Consider the following 17899-nt stretch of genomic DNA (forward strand, 5'->3'; position numbering starts at 1 on the left):
AATATACAGCTGAAGCGGTTCCCCACAGACATCAGGGTCTGCGCTTGCTCGCTGCGCGCCGACGCTGCCGAGCCCGCACCTCGGTCAAGAAATACGCGCCAGACGCGATGCACAAGGGGAGCAGGTAGTAGATCGCGCGGTACGCCAGCAGCGCAGCGAGCAGGCGGTCCGTGGGCACCTGGTACAGCAGCGCGACGAACACAGCCTCCAGCACGCCGAGGCCCGCTGGCACATGCGTGATGACGCCCGCCACTGCAGCCACGAGCAGCACCGCGAGCACATGCGGATAAGGCAGTTGCTGCTGGAGCAGGAACCAGATGACGCCACCGATCAGCGCCCAGTTGGTGCAGGACAGGGCCAGCTGCAACAGCGCCATGCCGAGCGCCGGCGTCTGCAGTTCGTGCCCGCGGATGTCCCAGATGTGCTCCCGCGCCACCGCGCACAGGACGAGGTACCCCAGCGCCAGCACCAACAGGGTCGCGCCGACGATGCGTAGCCCGTCCGCCTCGATCTTCCACTCTGGCGGCAGCGCCATGGGCCAGAAGTAGAAAGCGATGCCCGCGACCACCAGGTAGCCGAGCCAGTTGGTCAGCATGCTGAAGCCGAGCACCCGCGTGATCGTGAGGTTGCCCAGGCCGTGGCGCGAGTACAGCCTGTAGCGGAACGCAATGCCGCCGATCAGCGATCCGAGATTGAGGTTGAAGGCATAGCTGATGAAGGTGATGCCCATGACCGTGCGTGTGCCGAGCCGATGGCGCGTCATGTGCCGGCCGAGCAGGTCGTAGGTGCTGTAGATCGCAAAGCTGCACGCGGCCAGCATCAGTGCAGCCAGCAACGCCGGCAGCGGGATGTCGAGCACGGCCTGGAGCACTTTCGTCCAGTCGATCGTGCGCGCCTGATGCACCAGCAGCCAGGCCACGAGGGCGAAGAAGATCCAGGTGGCGATGCGCCTGACCCAGAGCCACCACGTGCGCTTCGCCGCTTGCCCGGCCGCAGCGCCGGGCAAGGTAGGGCGCGCGCTGCCGCTCATGCGTTGTCCGTACGCGCCGCGCTCCCGTGCGGGCCTTGTCCAGCCAACGGCTGGAGGCGCGGCGCATGGCGCGGCAGCCAGCCCACCCAGGACGGGTACCAGCGCAGCAGGTGAAAGACGAAGAAGCTGCGCACCAGCCGCCAGGCGCTCCACTCGCTGAGTTGCGTCACCTCGATCTTCTTGCAATGGTGACGCATGAGGTGGTCCAAGCGTTCGTCCAGTTGCCGGGCGAAGGAGGCGTCGCGCACGATCACATTGGCTTCCAGGTTGAGCGACAGGCTCAGCGGGTCGAGGTTGCTGGAGCCGATGGTGCTCCAGTGTTCATCCACCCGCGCGACCTTGCCGTGCAGCGGTCGTTGGCAATACTCGTGGATTTTCACGCCGGCGTGCAGCAGGTGGTGGTAGAGCATGCTGGCACCTACCTTGACGATCGGCATGTCGGGCTCGCCCTGCAGGATCAGATTCACATCGACGCCACGGCGCGCCGCGCGGCGCAATGCCTTGATGAGCCGATAGCCCGGGAAGAAGTAGGCGTTGGCGATCACGATGCGCTGCCGTGCAGCACGGATCGCGGCCAGGTAGTGGCGCTCGATGTCGTTGGTGTGCCGGCGGTTGTCACGACTGACGAATTGCATCTCGGCGTCACCGGCCGGTGCGTTTGTCGACGGCGGCACGGCCCTGAGCCGGCGCCGGAACCAGCCGGCGCCCTTGTTGCCGACGGCGATCGCGTGGAGCACGAAGCGGTGGATCTCCGAGACGATCGGTCCCTCGAGCTGCACCGCATAGTCCTGCTTGGCCTTGGCTCCGAAATCCATCAGGTGGTCGGCCGAAAAGTTGATCCCGCCCACGAAGGCCAGCCGGCCGTCGACCACCGTGATCTTGCGGTGCATGCGGCGAAAGAGGTTGAGCCGCTGGCCGAGGAAGCGGCGGCCCGGGTCGAACACGCGCACGCGCACCCCGGCGTCGGTCAGCCCCTGGACGAACTCGTTGGACAGGTCCGGCGAACCGAAGCCGTCGATCATCAGGTCCACCTTCACGCCGCGCTGCGCGGCCGCGCGCATGGCCTCGTGCAGCGCGAGGCCGACCTTGTCCTCGAACAGGATGAAGGTCTCGATGATCACCTCGCGCTCGGCGGTCCGGATGGCCTCGAAGACGCGGGGAAAGAACTGCTCGCCGTTCTCGAGCAGCTCCACGCTGTTGCCGAATGTCCAACGCTGGGCCATGGAAGGATTCCCCCGGGCCTTCAGAGCTCGATCTCCGCCACCAGCGGCGCGTGATCGGACAGGTGCGACCACGGCTTGCGCGGCAGTACCACCGGCGCATGCACGCCCGCGTTGCGAACGTAGATGCGGTCCAGCGGCAGCAGCGGGAAGCGCGAGGGAAAGGTCCTTGCGGCGCTGCCGTGGGCATGAACGAAGACCTCGCGCAGCGAGGCGCCCTGTTCGAGGATGTCATGCGCGCGGCCGCGCCAGTCGTTGAAGTCGCCGGCCACGATCAGGGGCGCGTCGGGCGGTACCTCGTCGCGCACGATATGGCAGAGCAGTTCGAGCTGTTGAATGCGGTGGTTCTCGGCCAGGCCCAGGTGCGCACAGATCGCGTGCACGTCGACCGGGCGCCCGGGAAGCCGCAGCACGCAGTGCAGCAGCCCGCGCTTCTCGGGCCCGACGATCGACACGTCGTGGTTCTTGAAGTGGACGATCGGGAACTTCGACAGCACCGCGTTGCCGTGATGGCCGCGCGGATAGACGGCGTTGCGGCCATACGCGAACTGCGGCCAGATCGTGTCGGCCAGGAACTCGTAGTGCGGCGCCTCCGGCCAGTTGTCGATCTTGCGCGAGTGGCGCGAATGGGTGCCGAGCACCTCCTGCAGGAACACCACGTCAGCGCCGACGGTGCGCACCGCTTCGCGCAGCTCGGGCAGGATGAACCTGCGATTCAGCGCAGTGAAACCCTTGTGGGTGTTCACCGTCATGACCTTGAGCGAGGTGGGCGTGGTCGCCGTGCCAGCGGCGGGAGTGGAGGGTTTCACGTGCGCAGTTGTAAGCCGAGGCGAGTGGCCTTGCTGTAGGAGCTTGCCACCTCCTTCACCGGCCTGCGCCAGGCGGCGGTGGGTTCCTACAGCCGGGGCTGCCCGATCCCCACAATGGGCATGCCCAGCCCCACCTAGTTTGAACTCAGAGCTCGCGCAATGGGCTCACGTTCAGCTTGTTTGACCTTTGAAAGGGGACATCATCATGAAGAGAGCCTTGATTGCCAGCACCGTACTTACCGGCCTGATGGGCCTGGCGGGCGCCGGTTTCGCGCAGACCACCACGGTCCCGGCCCAGCCCGACCCGGCCAAGGGCGGCCAGGCCAGCACGAAGAGCGTGCCGGGCGGCGTGGCCAATGCCACCCAGCGCCCCGATGGCACCGACCCTGCCTCGCGCCAAGCAGTGAGGGCCGAGGCCCGCGCGCACAACCGCAACAACACCAACAACCCCGTGCCCAAGGGCGAGGCGACCACCATGGTGAACAGCCAGCCCAACGCCATGCCGAGGCCCACGGGCGAGATGTCTCGCGGCGAGGTGAGTGCGGATGCCCGCAAGGTGAAGCCGCGCTTCGGTCAACCGGGCGAGCGGCCGGAAGTGCCGACCAACCCGACCAACAAGACGGGTACGCCGCAGTAAGCGGGACGCGATCAAAAAAAGCCCGCAGTGATGCGGGCTTTTTTCGTGGGAGCCCGTACCGGGCTCAGCTCTTGGCGCCTTCGTTCGGCCCGCGGTGGCCCTGGCCACCTCGATGTCCGGCGTGAACGGTTTCCGCGTCGAAGGTCTTCTGCTGCTCCGGCGAGAGCGTCGCGTAGAAGCTGCGGGTGGCCTCGATGCGCTGTGCCAGGCGCGCGCTGCGCTCAGCCTGGCGCGCCTGCATGCGTTCCAGCCGCTGCGGCGTTGTCAGCTTCGCGAACTCGGCGCGCTCCATGCGGGCCGTGCCTGCCGGACGCGGCCGCTGCTGCGTGGCCGTGAAGTTGCTCCATGCGCCTTCCTGGCTGGCGTCCAGCCGCAGCTTCTGCTTGAGCTCGGCCAGCCGTTGCGCGCGCTTGGCCTGCATGCGCTCGAAGCGCTGGGCGCGGTCCAGGTGCGGGCGGGATGGCCTGGCGTCGGTTGGGGCGGCCTGCGTGGTTGCAACAGGAGCCGCGGTCGCGGGCGAAGACCCCTGCGCGAAGCCGGTGCTGCACGCGAAGGCGGCCGAGGCAATCAGGCCGGCCATGAGCTTTTTCTGACGAGACGAGATCATGAGAGTGCTTCCTTTCGAAGAAGCCTGCCGACACGGCGGCAGGTGAGGCAAGTGTGGAAGCGCACTGTGTCGCACCCGTCACGCCGGGGTGAGGGCGATGTAAAGAAAGATATCGGTCCGTTTCGTCCCGGCGCCTACTTGGGCCGCGGGGGCTCCAGCCCGGCATCCGGCGGCTGGAGCTGCCCGGCGCGCAGCGCAGCCACCGCGCGGGCGACCGCGCGGGCGACGTTGCGCACCTCTTCCTGCAGGCCGGTATCGCGGTCGAGTGCGTCGTGACTCGTGGCGTAGGGTTCGTAGTAGCCCACGTAGCGGTCCAGCCGCGCCTGTGTGCCGGCGTCGATCAGGCCCATCCAGTCCAGCCAGTCGCTGAGATTGCGCCGCAGGCTTTCGACGCCGGCCACGTCGCCGTGCACCACCAGTCCATAGGCACGGCCCGCCAGGTGCTTGGGATAGCCCCATCCCTTGAGTTCGATGGCCTTGGCCTCTTCTGCCTTCTTGCCATGGGTGGCGGTGGGGTCGGGATTGCCGCCGTCCGCGCAGACCAGCCGGTCGGCCATCAGCTTGAGTGGGCTGGCGGCCTGGTACCAGTGCGTCGGCGTGAAGAGGATGACGCCATGGGCCGCAGTCCAGCGTTCGTAGATCTCGTTCATCCAGTCGCCGGTCTGCCGCAGCGAATGGTTCGGGTAGCAGCTGCAGGGCCAGTGGCACAGCGGCATCGCGGTGGAGACGCAGCTCTTGCAGGGATGGATGTGGCGGCCGTAGTCGGACGTGAGCCGACTGAGATCCAGCACATCGCAATCGAACTGCTGCGCGTCCAGCACCTCGCGGGCCAGCTTCAGCAGGCGAAAGGTCTTCGACATCTCGCCGGGGCAGGTGCCGTCGTTGCGCGGTGAGCTGTTGACAAGCAGCACGCGGGACTTCGTCTCGGGCCTGGACCAGGCGGCCTGAGCGCGCTCGATGCGCTCCTTCGCTTCGAGCCACTCGACGGAGAGCTCGTACTCGGGGTCGGCGTAGCCAGGACCGGCCTTGCGCGTCACCGGGGCCTTGCGGCCTTGCTGGTAGGCCTCCCACGCGATGACCTCGATGCGCGCCAGAGCCTCCGACTCGGCCTGGAAGGCCGGGTCGCGGTAGGCATGCATGAAGCGATGGTGGAACTCGGTGCGCTCGATGGGCGGTGGCGCCTGGCCTTTGCGGACTTCGGTCATCGTCCCACTCTACGCAGGGCCCGTCGCCCGCACTGCTCTGCGGCGCACGCGAGCTGGCGTAGGTGCACGACTACATTTCGTGCGTTGTGCGCCTCAGCCGAGCTTCCCGCTCTGGAAGTCGTGCATTGCCTGCGTCAACTGCTCGCGCGTGTTCATGACGAAGGGACCGTACTGCGCGATGGGCTCGTGCAGCGGCTTGCCCGCGATCAGCAGCGCTCGCGCGAGGCTGTGGTTGGACGCCGGCGCGCGAACCAGAACGCCGTCGCTGTGCGCATCGTTGGCGAGGATCGCCATGCGCTTGGTCGGGATCTCGCTGTTCCCGATGTAGAGGGACTCGCGAAACACATAGAGCAGCGCATTGCGATCCGCAGCCAGCGGCTGGGCGAACTCGGCGCCCGGCGGCAGCGTGAGGTCGAGGTAGAGCGGCTCGGTGTGTGCGCGCTGTACGGCGCCGGCGATGCCGTGGCTCTCGCCCGCGATCACGCGCACGCGCACGCCGGCCGGCGTCGCGAGCTCGGGAATTTCCTCGCTCTGGATGTCGCGATACCAGGGCTCGCGCATCTTGTCCTTGGCCGGCAGGTTGAGCCAGAGCTGGAAGCCTTCCATGAGCCCTTCCTCCTGCTCGGGCAACTCGCTGTGCACCAGGCCGCGCCCGGCGGTCATCCACTGCACGCCGCCGTTGGCCAGCAGGCCTTCATGGCCGGCGCTGTCGCGATGACGCATGCGGCCCGCGATCATGTAGGTGACGGTCTCGAAGCCGCGGTGCGGATGGCTGGGAAAGCCGCCGATGTAGTCGCCGGGGTTGTCACTGCCGAAGGCGTCGAGCATCAGGTAGGGGTCGAGCCGCTGCTGCAACGACTGGTGCAGCACGCGCGTGAGCTTGACGCCGTCGCCATCGCTGGTGGAGACGCCGGCGACGATCTGGTCGATGCCGCGCGGGCGGGTCAAGGAAGCGGGTTCGACATGGTGCGCAGGGTGGTGGGCCGTGTGGGTAGTGCTCATCCGCGGCATGGTGGCACGGAGCCGACGACCGCGTCAGGGGTGTGGATGCCGCCCCCCATGCACGCGCGGCGCAGGGTGCCCCCTTCAGGGCGGCGGTGTGAAGCGCGCGGCGGCGATGTTCCTCTGCAGCGACTCGCGCTGGGTGCGGGTGATCCCGCGCAGGCCTTCGGCCACCCATTTGGCGCGCTCGCCGTCGATGCGTCCGTCGCGCTGCCATTTCTCGAGCGCGGCACCCGGGTTGTTCAGCATGGCGGCCAGCCAGACCGCCTGCGCCGGCTCCAGGTTGCGGGCGCTGCGCTTGAAGTAGCGCCGCGCCGCGGCCTCGGCACCGCACAGGCCGCCCGGGCCCCAGGGCGCGTTGTCGAGGTAGAGCTGCAGGATGCGGGGCTTGCCCAGCATCTGCTCCATCTCCACCGCATAGAGCAGCTCGCGCAGCTTGCGCTCGGCCGTGCGCTCGCTGCCGGTCACGACCAGCCGGGCCAGCTGCTGGCTGAGGGTGCTGCCGCCGCGCTCGACCTGGCCGGCTTTCTGGTTGGCGTCGAGGGCGGCCGTGAGTTCGGCGAGGTCGTAGCCGGGGTGGCTGAAGAAGCGCTGGTCCTCGGCCGCGATCACCGCGCGCGCGAGCCAGCTCTCGGGGGCCAGCCGGCTCGGCGGGCCGCAGCTGGTGCGCGCGTCGAGCAGGGCCTCGGTGCCCAGGCCCTCGACGCTGAACTGCTCGATGCGTGGATGCAGCGCGAGTTGGTTCGCTGGCAGATCGAGCTGGGCACGCAGCGCCAGCGTGCCGCCGATGCGGGCCCGCTGCAGCTCGGGAATGCCGGGCGCCAGCACGCTGTACCAGCGGGCGATGGGCGCCTCGGGCGCATCGATGTGGATCTGCAGGGACTTCTGCGTGAGCTTGCCGTCCCAGCGCGCGCGCAGCACGTTGTCGCCCGCCACGCTGGACACCGTGGTCGCGGCCGGCGTGGCTTCGAGCACCCCGTTGAGGGAGCCGGCATCGCGGCGGGCGGTGAAGCGCAGGTTGTCGAGCCGGATCGGCGCGTTGCCAAGCGCCGGTACCGAGGCGCTGCAGGGTGCACAGTCCAGCTCGAGGCTGGTGTTGGCCTCGTTCCAGCCGACGCGCACCGGACCGTGTTCGGTCTCGAAGCTGCGGCCGGCCACCCAGGGCGCGAACCAGGAGGACGTGGCGAGCCGGATCGCGGTGGGGACGCCGACGTCGAGCACGAAAGGCCCCGCCTTGACGCGCGCCGGCCACTCGCCGGGACCGGGCGCCAGTGCCAGCTTCACGACCAGATAGATGGCGACCGCGGCGGTCAGCACCAGGGCCAGCAACCCGAAGAGCAGGAAGAGCAGCGCTTTCTTCAAAAATGTCTCTCAATCACTCGAACGCGATCGGCCTGGCCAGGGTGACGGCCTGCCACGGCCCCTTGGACCGGCCACCGGCGGCCGCCCAGTACCAGGCTGAAGTGTCGGTGAAAGCCGCGCCCTCGGCATCGACGATGCGCTCGCAGACCCGCAACTTTCGTCCGTCTGGGCCCTGGGTGACGAAACAACGCCACAGTCGGTCCTGCGGATCGCGTTCCAGCCGGGTCTCGCCGATGCGAAAACCCAGCGCCCGGTAGCAGTCCACAGCCGGATGCAGCATGCGCGTGGGCGCGTTCACCTGGCGCAATACGACGGTCTGCGCGCCATCGGTCAGGCGGGCAATGGCGCCGGGGAAACGCTCGGCAAATCGCTGCTCGACCTCGCCCAGCGCCATCGGCCGCAGCGGGGTGCCGTCCCAGTGGCTGGGCCATTCCTGGAAGCTGGCGACCGGCACCGATGGCGCCGGCGAGCGCAAGGCCGAGGCGGCGGACCACAGCAGGCACAGTGCCATCACGAGGGCGAAGACGGACTTGTGCGCGACGCGGTTGAGGAAGCGGTTGCCGAAGCAGCGTTCAAGACAAAGCGGTATCGACACGGCGGGCTCCGGGGGCGGTGATCAGGCCGGGAATGGCCGTCGAGGTGAAGGAAGACGCGCGGCGCGCCGGCGCCATCAGCTGCGCGATGGCGCCGCAGACCAGCGCCAGCACGGCCAGGCCCGCCGCCTCGTGCTGCCAGGGCGCGAGTGCATGGCCTGCCCCTTCGAAGCCCACGAGCACGCTGTTGCGCAGGATGTTGCCGGCCAGCACCAGCAAGCCCACGGCCGGCAGCCGGGCGAGAAAGCGGTGGTCTCCCTGCCGCGCCCACAGTGCTGCCGCGCAGGCCGTGAAATAGCCGAGCCAGGCCATCTGCACGCCCGAACAGGGCGCATCGACGACGACCAGCCGGCCATCGACCAGCAAGCTGCTGCCCTCGCGCAGCACCGAGAAGCCGGGTGCCAGCAGCCAGCGGCTGGCCTCGGCCGTGATCACGCGCAGCGGATAGCCGGCGTAGAACTGCAGCGAGGACAAGAGCGGCAATGCCAATACGGCCAGTCCCAGCACAGGCAGCTTCGCGACCTCGCGCGGCAGGAATGCCAGGAGACCGGCGGCCAGCGCCAGCACGGCGAGCAGGCCTGCCGCAAGCGGCGGGAATGCCGGCAGGGGGCCAATGCCGGTGCGCAGCAGCGTGGCCGCCAGCGTGCCGGTGGCGGCCACGGCGAGCCACCCGAGGCGCGGCGCGGCGCACAGCGACCTGCGCATCGACCACGCGAAGAGGGCCAGCGCACCGAGCGCCAGCAGGCCGAGCGGATCGTCGGCCCGGTCCAGCAGGCGGCGGGCCATCCACAGCCAGGTCGGTACCAGCGCCGCGGCCTGCAGCGCGAGCCAGGCGGCAGCAGGGGCGCGGTCGAGGCGAATGCCCCAGTCGAACAAGCGGGGCCATGTGCGGGCGAACTGGTCGAGAGTCATGCGTGCGCCCTCGTTATGCGGTGAAGCGGCGCGGATCGTGGCGGCGCGCGCGGCGGCGCAGCATGGCCAGCATCGACAGCAGCACGGCGATCGCGCCCAGGGTCTCGGGCTCGGGCGTGCTCGGCACTTCGGCGCCCAGCGTCTGTCCCTCGCCCACGGCCTGTTCGCTCACACCCCTGGGCAGCGGCTGCGGTGGGTCGACCGAGGTGCCGGCCTGCGGCGCCGGATTGCGCACCACCTTGTCGACCGCGATGAAGCTGGTGTACTGCGTGAGCAGGCCGTAGCGCAGGCCCAGCTCGGTGATGCGCTGCCTGAAGGCATCGCCGCCCTCCAGCGCCTCCTGGTCGCTCAGGCTCGCGATGCGGTGCCGCGCCCACAGGCTGCGCAGGGCAGCGGCGTCCTGCCGTGTCTTGTCATCGATCGCCAGCGCCTGGCGGTACGGACCGTCCGCGGCCAGACCCTGGATGACGACACGGCCCTTGGGCTCGCCGCGCCACTTGCCGAACACGATCACCGGGCGCTCGCCGAGCACGTCGGGCAGCGCCTGCGGTTCCACGTCGTACACATCGAGACCGCCGAAGACGGCCTTCACCTGGGTGAGCACCGGCGACTCGACCATGCGCTTGAAGCGTGCCGCCTGCTCGGGCGCCTGGACCGGGTCGGTGATGATGAAGGGTTCGCCCATGCCGGCGCGCGCGAGGCCTTCCATCAGGTGCCGGTTGACCGAGCTGCCGATGCCGAAGGCGAAGACGTTGGCCTTCGACAGGTTCCGGCGCACCAGGTCGAACGCCTCGCGCTCCACCGTGACGTAGCCGTCGGTCACGACCACCACGGTGCGGGACACCTCGTCAGCCTTGGGCTCGGCATACACGCGCTTGAGCGCGGGTATGAGCTCGGTGCTGCCGCCGCCGCTGTAGTTCTTGATGGTGGACAGCGCCTGCTCGATGTTGGCGCGGGAGGCGGGCACCGACTGCGGAGACAGCATCTTGCTGCTGCCCGAGAACAGCAGCACGTTGAAGGTGTCGCTGGGCCGCAGACCGCCGATCAGCCGCTCCAGCAGCACCTTGGCGGTGTCCAGCGGAAAGCCGTGCATCGAACCGGAGATGTCGACCACGAAGATGTAGTCGCGCGGCAAGATGGCGTTGGCGGCCACCGACTTGGGCGGCTCGACCATGGCGAGGAAGAAGTTCTCGGCGTTGTCGCCATGGCCCTTGTAGAGCATCAGGCCCGATTCGATCTTCTCGCCGGCCAGGCGCCAGTCGAGCACGAAGTCGCGGTCGTTGGCCGGCTCGCCGGTGCGCGCCAGCGTGATGTCCGCATGCCGGTCGTTGTCACGCTTGCCGACATCGATGGCGTGGGTGGCGCAGCGCACTTCCTGGATGCCGAGCGGTGTGTCGAGCGCGACCTTCATCCTGAAGCTCGTGTTCGGCGCCACGCCTGCGCGCAGCGTCGGTTGCGCCACCCACTTCGCAGTGCGCTGTGAAGACTGCGGGCTGTTGTAGCGCGGCCCCACCACCATCGGAAACACGAACTGGTAGTTGCCGGCCTGCGGCACCAGGAGTTCGGTGTAGCGCAGCTCCACCTTGACGTCGTCGCCGGGCAGGATGTTGGCCACGTTCATCTGGAACACGTTGGGCAGGTGCTGCTCCAGCAGCGCGGCGGTCTTGCCTTCCTTCTTCGCAGCGTCGTAGTCGATGCGCGCCTGCTGCTTCTCGCGGATTTGCGCGGCGATCAGGCGATCGCCCAGCCGCACGTGGAGGCCGCTCACGGCGGCGCGCGTGGAGCCCGGGAACACGTACCGGGCCTCGATGGCGCGCGTGCCCTCGTTGCGGTAGGTCTGCGTGACGGTGACATCGGCGATGACGCCCGAGACCTTGACGTCGACCTCGGTCGCCTTGAGCGGCAGCGCGTCGATGGCCGGGTCGTCGCTCTTGACGAAGAAGTACGGGCTCTCGGTCTTCAGGCGCGGACCCGGTGCTTCCTGTGCGTGCAGGGGCCGCGCGACGAGCAGCGCGAAGCCTGCGCTCGCGAGGCCGATGGTCGCGAGCCAGAGCCAATGGCCGGAACGGATGGTGGTGGCTTCCATGGCGATGGTCCTTTTCCCTCGATGTGTCGTGCAACGGTGCACGGCAGCCACTGTCGAGGGCACGAGCGAAGGGAGTTGGAAGCCTTCTTGAAGCGCTCGGTGTTCTGTGAAGTCCGTGTGAAGTCCCGGTCGTTCGCACTTCACATCCGCTTCGGGTAGCGCGCCGAGCATCGACCCATCGTCATCGATGAGGAGAAATTCATGCCTGCACGCCTTCTGGATCTCGGACACGCCCATGCGCCACCGTTGGGCAGTGCGCCCTTTGCGCAGGCCCGGCGATGAAGCCCGGGTTGAAGCGCGTACTGCTGTGGGGCGTTGCCTCGATGGCCATCGGCGGCACTGCGGCGCTGTGCGCGGCTGGCGTCGCGATCGCCGTGCTGGCTCCGCAACTGCCCGATGTCTCCGAGCTTTCCGACTACCGGCCCAAGCTGCCGCTGCGCGTCTACACGGCCGATGGCGCGCTGATCGGCGAATTCGGCGAAGAGCGGCGCGAACTCGTGCCCATCGCCGAGATGCCGAAGCAGCTCAAGGATGCGGTGGTGGCGGTGGAGGATGCCCGCTTCTACGAGCACCCGGGCATCGACCCGAAGGGACTGCTGCGCGCGGTGCTGGCCAACCTGCGGCATGGCGTGCACCAGGGCGCCTCCACCATCACGCAGCAGGTGGCGCGCAACGTCTACCTCAGCGCCGAGCGGACGCTGTCGCGCAAGATGCTGGAGGCGCTGCTGGCGTTTCGGCTCGAGCAGCACCTGAGCAAGGACCAGATCCTCGAGATCTACCTGAACCAGATATTCCTCGGCCATCGCGCCTATGGTTTCGCCTCGGCATCGGAGCGCTACTTCGGCAAGCCCTTGAAGGACATCACGCTGGCAGAGGCGGCCATGCTGGCCGGCCTGCCGAAGGCGCCGGGCACCAACGACCCGGTGAGCAACCCGCGCCGCGCGCGCGCCCGGCAGCTCTACGTGCTGGATCGCATGGTCGCGACCGGCGCCATCAACGCGGTGCAGGCGGCCGAGGCGAAGCTGGAGCCGCTGCGCCTGCGCGACCCGTCCGAGCCGAAGCGCCTCCATGCCGAGCACGCGGCAGAGACGGTTCGCCAGCTGATGGTCGCGCAGTACGGCGCGAGTACCTACACGCGCGGCTACAAGGTATTCACCTCATTGGTGGCGAGCGAGCAGGCGGCGGCTTACCAGTCGCTGCGCAAGGGCATCCTCGACTACGAGCGGCGGCAACCCTGGCGCGGACCGGAGCGCTTCGTCGAGCTGGCTGCCGATCAGGCCCGGCTCGACGACGCGGTCGACGAGGCCCTCGCCGAGCACCCGGACAGCGGCGACATGCTGGCCGCCGTGGTGCTGCAGGCCGACGCGAAGGAGGTGCTGGCGGTGCGCGGCAATGGCGAGAGCGTGCGGATCGCGGGCGAGGGCTTGCGTGCGGCCCAGGCCGGGCTGTCGCCGCGTGCGGCGCCGAACCTGCGCGTGCGTCGAGGTGCAGTCATCCGCGTCGCGAAGACGCCCAAGGGCGGATGGGAGATCACGCAGCTGCCCGAGGTCGAGGGCGCCTTCGTGTCGCTCGACCCCCGCGATGGTGCGATCCGCGCGCTGGTGGGCGGCTTCGACTTCAGCAGGAACAAGTTCAACCATGTGACTCAGGCGTGGCGACAACCGGGCTCGAGCTTCAAGCCCTTCATCTATTCGGCGGCGCTCGAGAAGGGCTTCACGCCCAGCACCCTGGTTGACGACGCACCGCTGTTCCTCGATGCCGCGGCCACGGGCGGCTCGCCCTGGGAGCCCCGCAACTACGACGGCCGCTTCGAAGGCCCGATGACCTTGCGCCGCGCGCTCGAGCAGTCGAAGAACATGGTCACCATTCGCGTGCTGCAGTCGATCGGGCCTCGCTATGCGCAGGACTGGGTCGGCCGCTTCGGCTTCGAGCGCGCGAAGCACCCGGCGTACCTGCCGATGGCACTGGGGGCCGGCTCGGTCACGCCGATGCAGATGGCGTCGGCGTATGCGGTCTTCGCCAACGGCGGCTATCGCATGAGCCCCGCGCTCGTGACGCGCATCACCGACCACAAGGGCCAGGTGCTGTTCGAGACGCCGCCTCCGGTTCGCGACGAGACGACACGCGCGATCCCGGAGCGCAACGCCTTCGTGGTGAGCTCGCTGCTGCAGAGCGTGGTGCGGCACGGCACGGGCTTCAAGGCCTGGCAGGCGCTGCAGCGCGAGGACCTGCATGGCAAGACGGGCACCACCAATGATTCGATCGACACCTGGTTCGCGGGCTTTGCCTCGACGCGCGTGGGCGTGGCGTGGATCGGCTACGACACGCCGCGCCAGCTCGGCGTGCGCGGCGAGACCGGCGGGAGCCTGAGCCTGCCGATCTGGACCGGCTACATGCAGTCGGCCCTGCAGGGCGTGCCGGTTGCGCCGGTGCAGGTGCCGGCGGGCGTGGTGCAGGTGGAGGGCGAGTGGTACTACGACGACTATGCGCCGGGCCGCGGCATCGCGAGCCTGGGCGGGGATGCGGACGCGGGTGCGGGTGCGGGTGCGGGTGCGGGCGCGGTGGCGCCGGCCGAGACGCTGGCCGGCGTGCCCGTCAGCGACGTGCCGACGCCGGAAGAACGCAGCAGCATCCTCGATCTGTTCCGGGCCCGCTGAAACACTGATGCCGATCCCAGTGTTATCGATCGCAGCGCAGTGTAGGCTTCATTCCCAATCAATACTCTGTGCGAGTGCGCGAATTTGCGCCCCCCAGGATGGAATCAGCGACACGAGAACGTACCTACCGTCGAGCATGTTCTGAACGGCAGCTTCGGTCTCCTGCGCACTCAACAGACTCTCCCCGTCGAAAGTGGCTGAGATCCATTGCAGATGCCCGCGAAGTTCGTGTTGCGTTGGTCGACGAGTCGTATCGATGACGATCAATTCGAGCACGACGTTCTGTAGTCCGAAGTCGCTGCAGCGAAACCTCTCTATGCCGGTAAGCGTCAACGTCGGATCGTGCCCATCCACTTTGCGAACGACGCATTCGACAGTACCAGACGATGTGTCATGACGAACCGCATAGAGCTCAGCGTCATGCAGGTCGGGGATCGGCTTCGAATTGGCTTCCATCTTTTCGGTCAGGTTGATGGCTTGAGCCGCACAGTCATGGACGCAAACGAGGCAATGACTTGAGCGCCAAAGACAGCAGTGATTTCCAGCATTTCGAGTTCGCTACGAACGACCCGATCCACGACAGTGGATGCCACCTGAGCGAGTTGCACACCGCAATCTCGCTCAGCAACGCCAGTCATCAAGAAGAATGCCGCTTCTCGAAGATCGGCTGTAGCCTCTCCAGCGGTCCAATGAACCATGTCTTCGATAATGTTCTGTTGACGCAGTTCATTGACCCACAATCTTTCGACGCCATGCAGTTCCAAGTCGAACCTTGCGCCACTCTTCTCATTGATCGACAGAGAAGCCTCACGGCCCATCTCATCAACCCGGACTCCCAGCAAACGGCTTTCAATAAAATTCATAGCGTACCCTTTCAACTACCACCATCTGCCTCCGGCCGAGGCCACTGCGAGGACGGTCCGTCTGCTGGCACAACCGCCTGGGCGTGTTGAGGTGGTCGCTGTGGACTGCGTAGATCTGCCCGTTGAAGACCACTTGCAGTGAAGCCCCGATTCAGCATCGTTTACCGGCCCGGATACCGCATATGAGGGCTACTTCGCCGCCTCCAGCTGTTCGCCGGGGTGCACCGGAAACCACGTAATCGACAAACCGTCTCTCTCGGTGGCGAACGGGGGTTTAAGCGCAGCATTGGCTAGCGTGTCAGCAACCCAGACGGCGGTACAACGTGCCAGGCTTTCGAATAGCAGGACGCTGTCCATGCTCATGATCAATACGACAGTGGATACCATTTTTCTCCTTTACTGGTTGCATTGCGCAGGCTGGGCACTCGGCAGTAACACTTATCCTCTCTTCGAGGGACTTCAGAGAGCTTTAAATGTCTATCAACAAATTCGCCAAGCTCCCATCGCCGACTTCACCTCCGTCTTCTCGAACACTTGCGCCCGGTGCACCTCCGCCGTCCGCACGCTGATCGAGAGCTGGTTGGCGATCAGCTTGTCGGGCAGGCCCTCGACCACGCGTCGCATCACACCTCGTGTCGTGCATCCCCGGCATGCGATTTCAGTGCTGCGGCGGACTCGTGGCCTCACCCCGGCGAAGCCAGCGGCAGCGTGAGCGTGGCCAGCGCGCCGCCGCGCGGCGCGTTCGCGAGCTCGATGCGCCCGCGGTGCAGCGCCGCGATTTCCTTCACGAAGGCGAGCCCGAGGCCGGTGCTCTTCTTCTGGCTGTGCGGGCGCGCCAGCGAATAGAACTTCTCGAAGACCTTGTCCTTGGCGTAGTCGGGAATGCCGCGGCCATGGTCGCGCACGGTGATGCGGGCTTCGCGCGAGTCCGCATGCAGCGCCAGTGCGATCTCGGCACCGGCGGGAGAGAAGTCGATCGCGTTGTCGAGCAGGTTGCTCACTGCGCGCCGCAGCAGGAATGGGTCGCCTTCGACGTGGGCCTCGGTGTCGATGGCCACGTGCAGCCGGATCTCGCGCGCTGCCGCCGCACCCTGCGCGCTGGCCGCCACCTCCTGCAGCAGCGGCGCGAGCGCGAGGGTCTCGCTGCGGTCCAGCGCGCGCTGGGTCTCGAGCGCCGTCAGCTCCATCATCCGGTCCACGATCTCCTGGATGCGCTGGGCCTCTTGCGTGATGTTGGCGAGGAAGCGCTCGCGCTCGGCCTGCGGCATCGAGGGCTCCTGCACCAGCTCGGCGGCGCCGCGGATCGCCGACAGCGGGCTCTTGATCTCGTGCGTGAAGGTCTGTACGTAATCGGCGACGTAGCTGCGGCCGGTGAATGCATCGCGCATTTCGCCGAAGCCGCTGCGCAGCGTGTCGACCGCGCGGCGCAGCATGCGGGAGACGCTCCAGCTGCGCTGATTGCGCAGCCAGCGCCAGTAGTCCGAAATCAGGCCGAAGGGCCGCACCAGCCAGATGGAGACGATCAGCGCCCCCACCAGCAGCGCAAAGGCCGAGCCGACGCCCACCCATAGCGTGCGGGCACGCGCGTCTTCGACGAACTGGCCGAAGCTCTGCACCGGTTTGCCGACGCTGACCACGCCGACGATCTCGTTGTTCCAGCGCACCGGGGCGGCGGCGTACATCACGGAGGTCAGCGGGTCGCTCTCGATGTCGCGCGAAGTGCGCGCGCCGTACAGGCCGGCCAGGGTGCGGCTGACATCGCTCCAGCGCGAGAAGTCGGCGCCGGTGCTGCGGCCCAGCGAGTCGAAGAGCACGCGTCCGCTGCGATCGGTGACGTAGACGCGCAGCTCCACGCGGCTCTTGTGCAGGTTGTAGATCTGCGCCGAGAACTGGCGCGCGTAGACCGAGCGGAACAGCGGCTCCAGCCGCGCGGTGTTGATCGCGCCGGCGATCACGTCCTGCTCGACCAGGCTGGCCATGAACTGCGAGGCCTCGACCAGCGACTCCTCGGCCGACTCGCGGTAGCGCGGGTCGATGTCGGCGACGACGCGATAGAGCAGGAAGGCGATGCCCGCGGCGTAGATCAGCAGGATGCCGATGAAGATGCGGGTTCGTCTGCTCACAAGCGGGAAGGCAGCTCTTCGTTGAGCGCGTAGCCGGTGCCGCGCAGCGTGCGGATCGCCTCGACCTCGGGCGCGATGGCGCGCAGCTTGGCGCGCAGGGTCTTGACGTGGGCATCGACGGTGCGGTCGAAGCTCTCGCTGGCGTCGTCCCACACGAGCTCGAGCAGCTCGTCGCGCGTGAACACGCGGCCCGGGCGCTGCACCAGCAGCCTGAGCAGTCCGTACTCGTAGCGCGAGAGCTCGAGCAGGCGGCCGTAGTAGCGGATCTGCATGCGTTCGACGTCGAGCGCGAAGGGCGAGGGCGACAGGCCGCCCGCAGGCGCGGTTGGCGTGACTGGCGCGACAGGCGTGACAGGCGCCGGGCTCGCCGTCGGAAGGCCGTTGCCTCGCCCGCTGCGCCGGAGGATGGTACGCACGCGCGCCACCAGCTCGCGCGGCGAGAAGGGCTTGGCCACGTAGTCATCGGCGCCCAGCTCGAGCCCCACGACGCGGTCGATCTCGTCGCTGCGCGCCGTGAGGAAGAGCATCGGCACCTCGGCGCCGCCCTGCTCGCGGTTGAGCGCCTGCAGCCGCTTGAAGAGCTCGAAGCCGTTCATGTCGGGCAGGCCCACATCCAGGATGGCCAGCGCGGGCGGCTGGGCCGCAAACTGCGCGATCGCCTCCTCGGCCGTGGCGCACCAGACGGGCACGAAGCCATCGGTCCGCAGCACGTACTGCAGGGTGTCGGCGATGCCGGATTCGTCTTCGGCGATCAGGATCCGCGGGTGGGAGAGCATGGGGCGGATGGTAGCGG

Annotated in this window: 16 protein-coding genes and 1 pseudogene; 2 read left to right on the forward strand and 15 right to left on the reverse strand. The window is 67.9% G+C overall.

Features of this window, described 5'->3' with window-relative positions:
- Positions 1–31: 31 nt before the first annotated feature.
- The 3 genes from G3W89_RS00055 to G3W89_RS00065 are packed head-to-tail and all read right to left on the reverse strand — an operon-like array spanning position 32 to position 3002.
- Entirely contained in the window at positions 32–1030 is a 999-nt protein-coding gene (locus G3W89_RS00055) for a lysylphosphatidylglycerol synthase domain-containing protein (protein ID WP_162572201.1), read from the reverse strand.
- Positions 1027–2253: a cardiolipin synthase ClsB gene (gene clsB / locus G3W89_RS00060; RefSeq protein WP_162572202.1), complete on the reverse strand. Its 1227-nt coding sequence runs from the start codon at positions 2251–2253 to the stop codon at positions 1027–1029. Before clsB ends, G3W89_RS00055 begins: the two co-directional genes overlap by 4 nt.
- 20 nt (positions 2254–2273) lie before the next feature.
- Positions 2274–3002 carry an endonuclease/exonuclease/phosphatase family protein gene (locus G3W89_RS00065; protein ID WP_162577241.1) on the reverse strand — a complete coding sequence of 243 codons (729 nt, stop codon included), beginning with the start codon at positions 3000–3002 and terminating at the stop codon, positions 2274–2276.
- Positions 3003–3264: 262 nt separating this feature from the next.
- Here G3W89_RS00065 and G3W89_RS00070 point away from each other — a divergent pair, with 262 nt between their 5' ends.
- Positions 3265–3696: a serine/threonine protein kinase gene (locus G3W89_RS00070; protein WP_162572203.1), complete on the forward strand. Its 432-nt coding sequence runs from the start codon at positions 3265–3267 to the stop codon at positions 3694–3696.
- 64 nt (positions 3697–3760) lie between these two features.
- Here G3W89_RS00070 and G3W89_RS00075 read toward each other — a convergent pair whose 3' ends face one another.
- The 7 genes from G3W89_RS00075 to G3W89_RS00105 form a co-directional block, all read right to left on the reverse strand.
- On the reverse strand, positions 3761–4303 hold the full coding sequence (locus G3W89_RS00075; protein WP_162572204.1) for a Spy/CpxP family protein refolding chaperone: 543 nt from the start codon (positions 4301–4303) through the stop codon (positions 3761–3763).
- A 134-nt stretch (positions 4304–4437) separates the two neighbouring features.
- Positions 4438–5508, reverse strand: a complete 1071-nt coding sequence (locus tag G3W89_RS00080; RefSeq protein ID WP_162572205.1) for a flavodoxin family protein — start codon at positions 5506–5508, stop codon at positions 4438–4440.
- A gap of 93 nt (positions 5509–5601) precedes the next feature.
- Entirely contained in the window at positions 5602–6510 is a 909-nt protein-coding gene (locus tag G3W89_RS00085; protein WP_162572206.1) for a pirin family protein, read from the reverse strand.
- Between the two features lie 84 nt (positions 6511–6594).
- A complete protein-coding gene (locus G3W89_RS00090) occupies positions 6595–7872 on the reverse strand; it encodes a biosynthetic peptidoglycan transglycosylase (RefSeq protein WP_162572207.1) in 1278 nt (425 codons plus the stop codon).
- Between the two features lie 13 nt (positions 7873–7885).
- Complete coding sequence (locus G3W89_RS00095) at positions 7886–8467, reverse strand: hypothetical protein (protein ID WP_232076225.1); 582 nt, start codon at positions 8465–8467, stop codon at positions 7886–7888.
- Complete coding sequence (gene xrtQ, locus G3W89_RS00100) at positions 8445–9377, reverse strand: exosortase Q (RefSeq protein ID WP_162572208.1); 933 nt, start codon at positions 9375–9377, stop codon at positions 8445–8447. The genes G3W89_RS00095 and xrtQ overlap by 23 nt, the downstream gene beginning before the upstream one ends.
- A gap of 13 nt (positions 9378–9390) precedes the next feature.
- Positions 9391–11463, reverse strand: coding sequence for a VIT and vWA domain-containing protein (locus tag G3W89_RS00105; protein WP_162572209.1), 2073 nt, complete (start codon positions 11461–11463; stop codon positions 9391–9393).
- A 278-nt stretch (positions 11464–11741) separates the two neighbouring features.
- Here G3W89_RS00105 and G3W89_RS00110 point away from each other — a divergent pair, with 278 nt between their 5' ends.
- Complete coding sequence (locus tag G3W89_RS00110) at positions 11742–14120, forward strand: penicillin-binding protein 1A (protein ID WP_174258218.1); 2379 nt, start codon at positions 11742–11744, stop codon at positions 14118–14120.
- A 48-nt stretch (positions 14121–14168) separates the two neighbouring features.
- Here G3W89_RS00110 and G3W89_RS00115 read toward each other — a convergent pair whose 3' ends face one another.
- The 5 genes and pseudogenes from G3W89_RS00115 to creB all read right to left on the reverse strand — a co-directional run bounded on the left by G3W89_RS00115 (position 14169) and on the right by creB (position 17882).
- Positions 14169–14576 (reverse strand): hypothetical protein, encoded by a 408-nt coding sequence (locus G3W89_RS00115; RefSeq protein ID WP_162572210.1) that lies wholly within the window; start codon positions 14574–14576, stop codon positions 14169–14171.
- Positions 14577–14584: 8 nt separating this feature from the next.
- Entirely contained in the window at positions 14585–14983 is a 399-nt protein-coding gene (locus G3W89_RS00120; RefSeq protein WP_162572211.1) for a hypothetical protein, read from the reverse strand.
- Between the two features lie 469 nt (positions 14984–15452).
- Positions 15453–15616, reverse strand: a pseudogene (locus tag G3W89_RS00125) (LuxR C-terminal-related transcriptional regulator); the annotation flags it as partial.
- 50 nt (positions 15617–15666) lie between these two features.
- Complete coding sequence (gene creC, locus G3W89_RS00130; RefSeq protein WP_162572213.1) at positions 15667–17106, reverse strand: two-component system sensor histidine kinase CreC; 1440 nt, start codon at positions 17104–17106, stop codon at positions 15667–15669.
- Positions 17103–17882: a two-component system response regulator CreB gene (gene creB / locus G3W89_RS00135; protein WP_162572214.1), complete on the reverse strand. Its 780-nt coding sequence runs from the start codon at positions 17880–17882 to the stop codon at positions 17103–17105. Before creB ends, creC begins: the two co-directional genes overlap by 4 nt.
- Positions 17883–17899 lie beyond the last annotated feature (17 nt).

It is taken from the genome of Variovorax sp. PBL-H6 (assembly GCF_901827155.1).
Taxonomy (GTDB): domain Bacteria; phylum Pseudomonadota; class Gammaproteobacteria; order Burkholderiales; family Burkholderiaceae_C; genus Variovorax.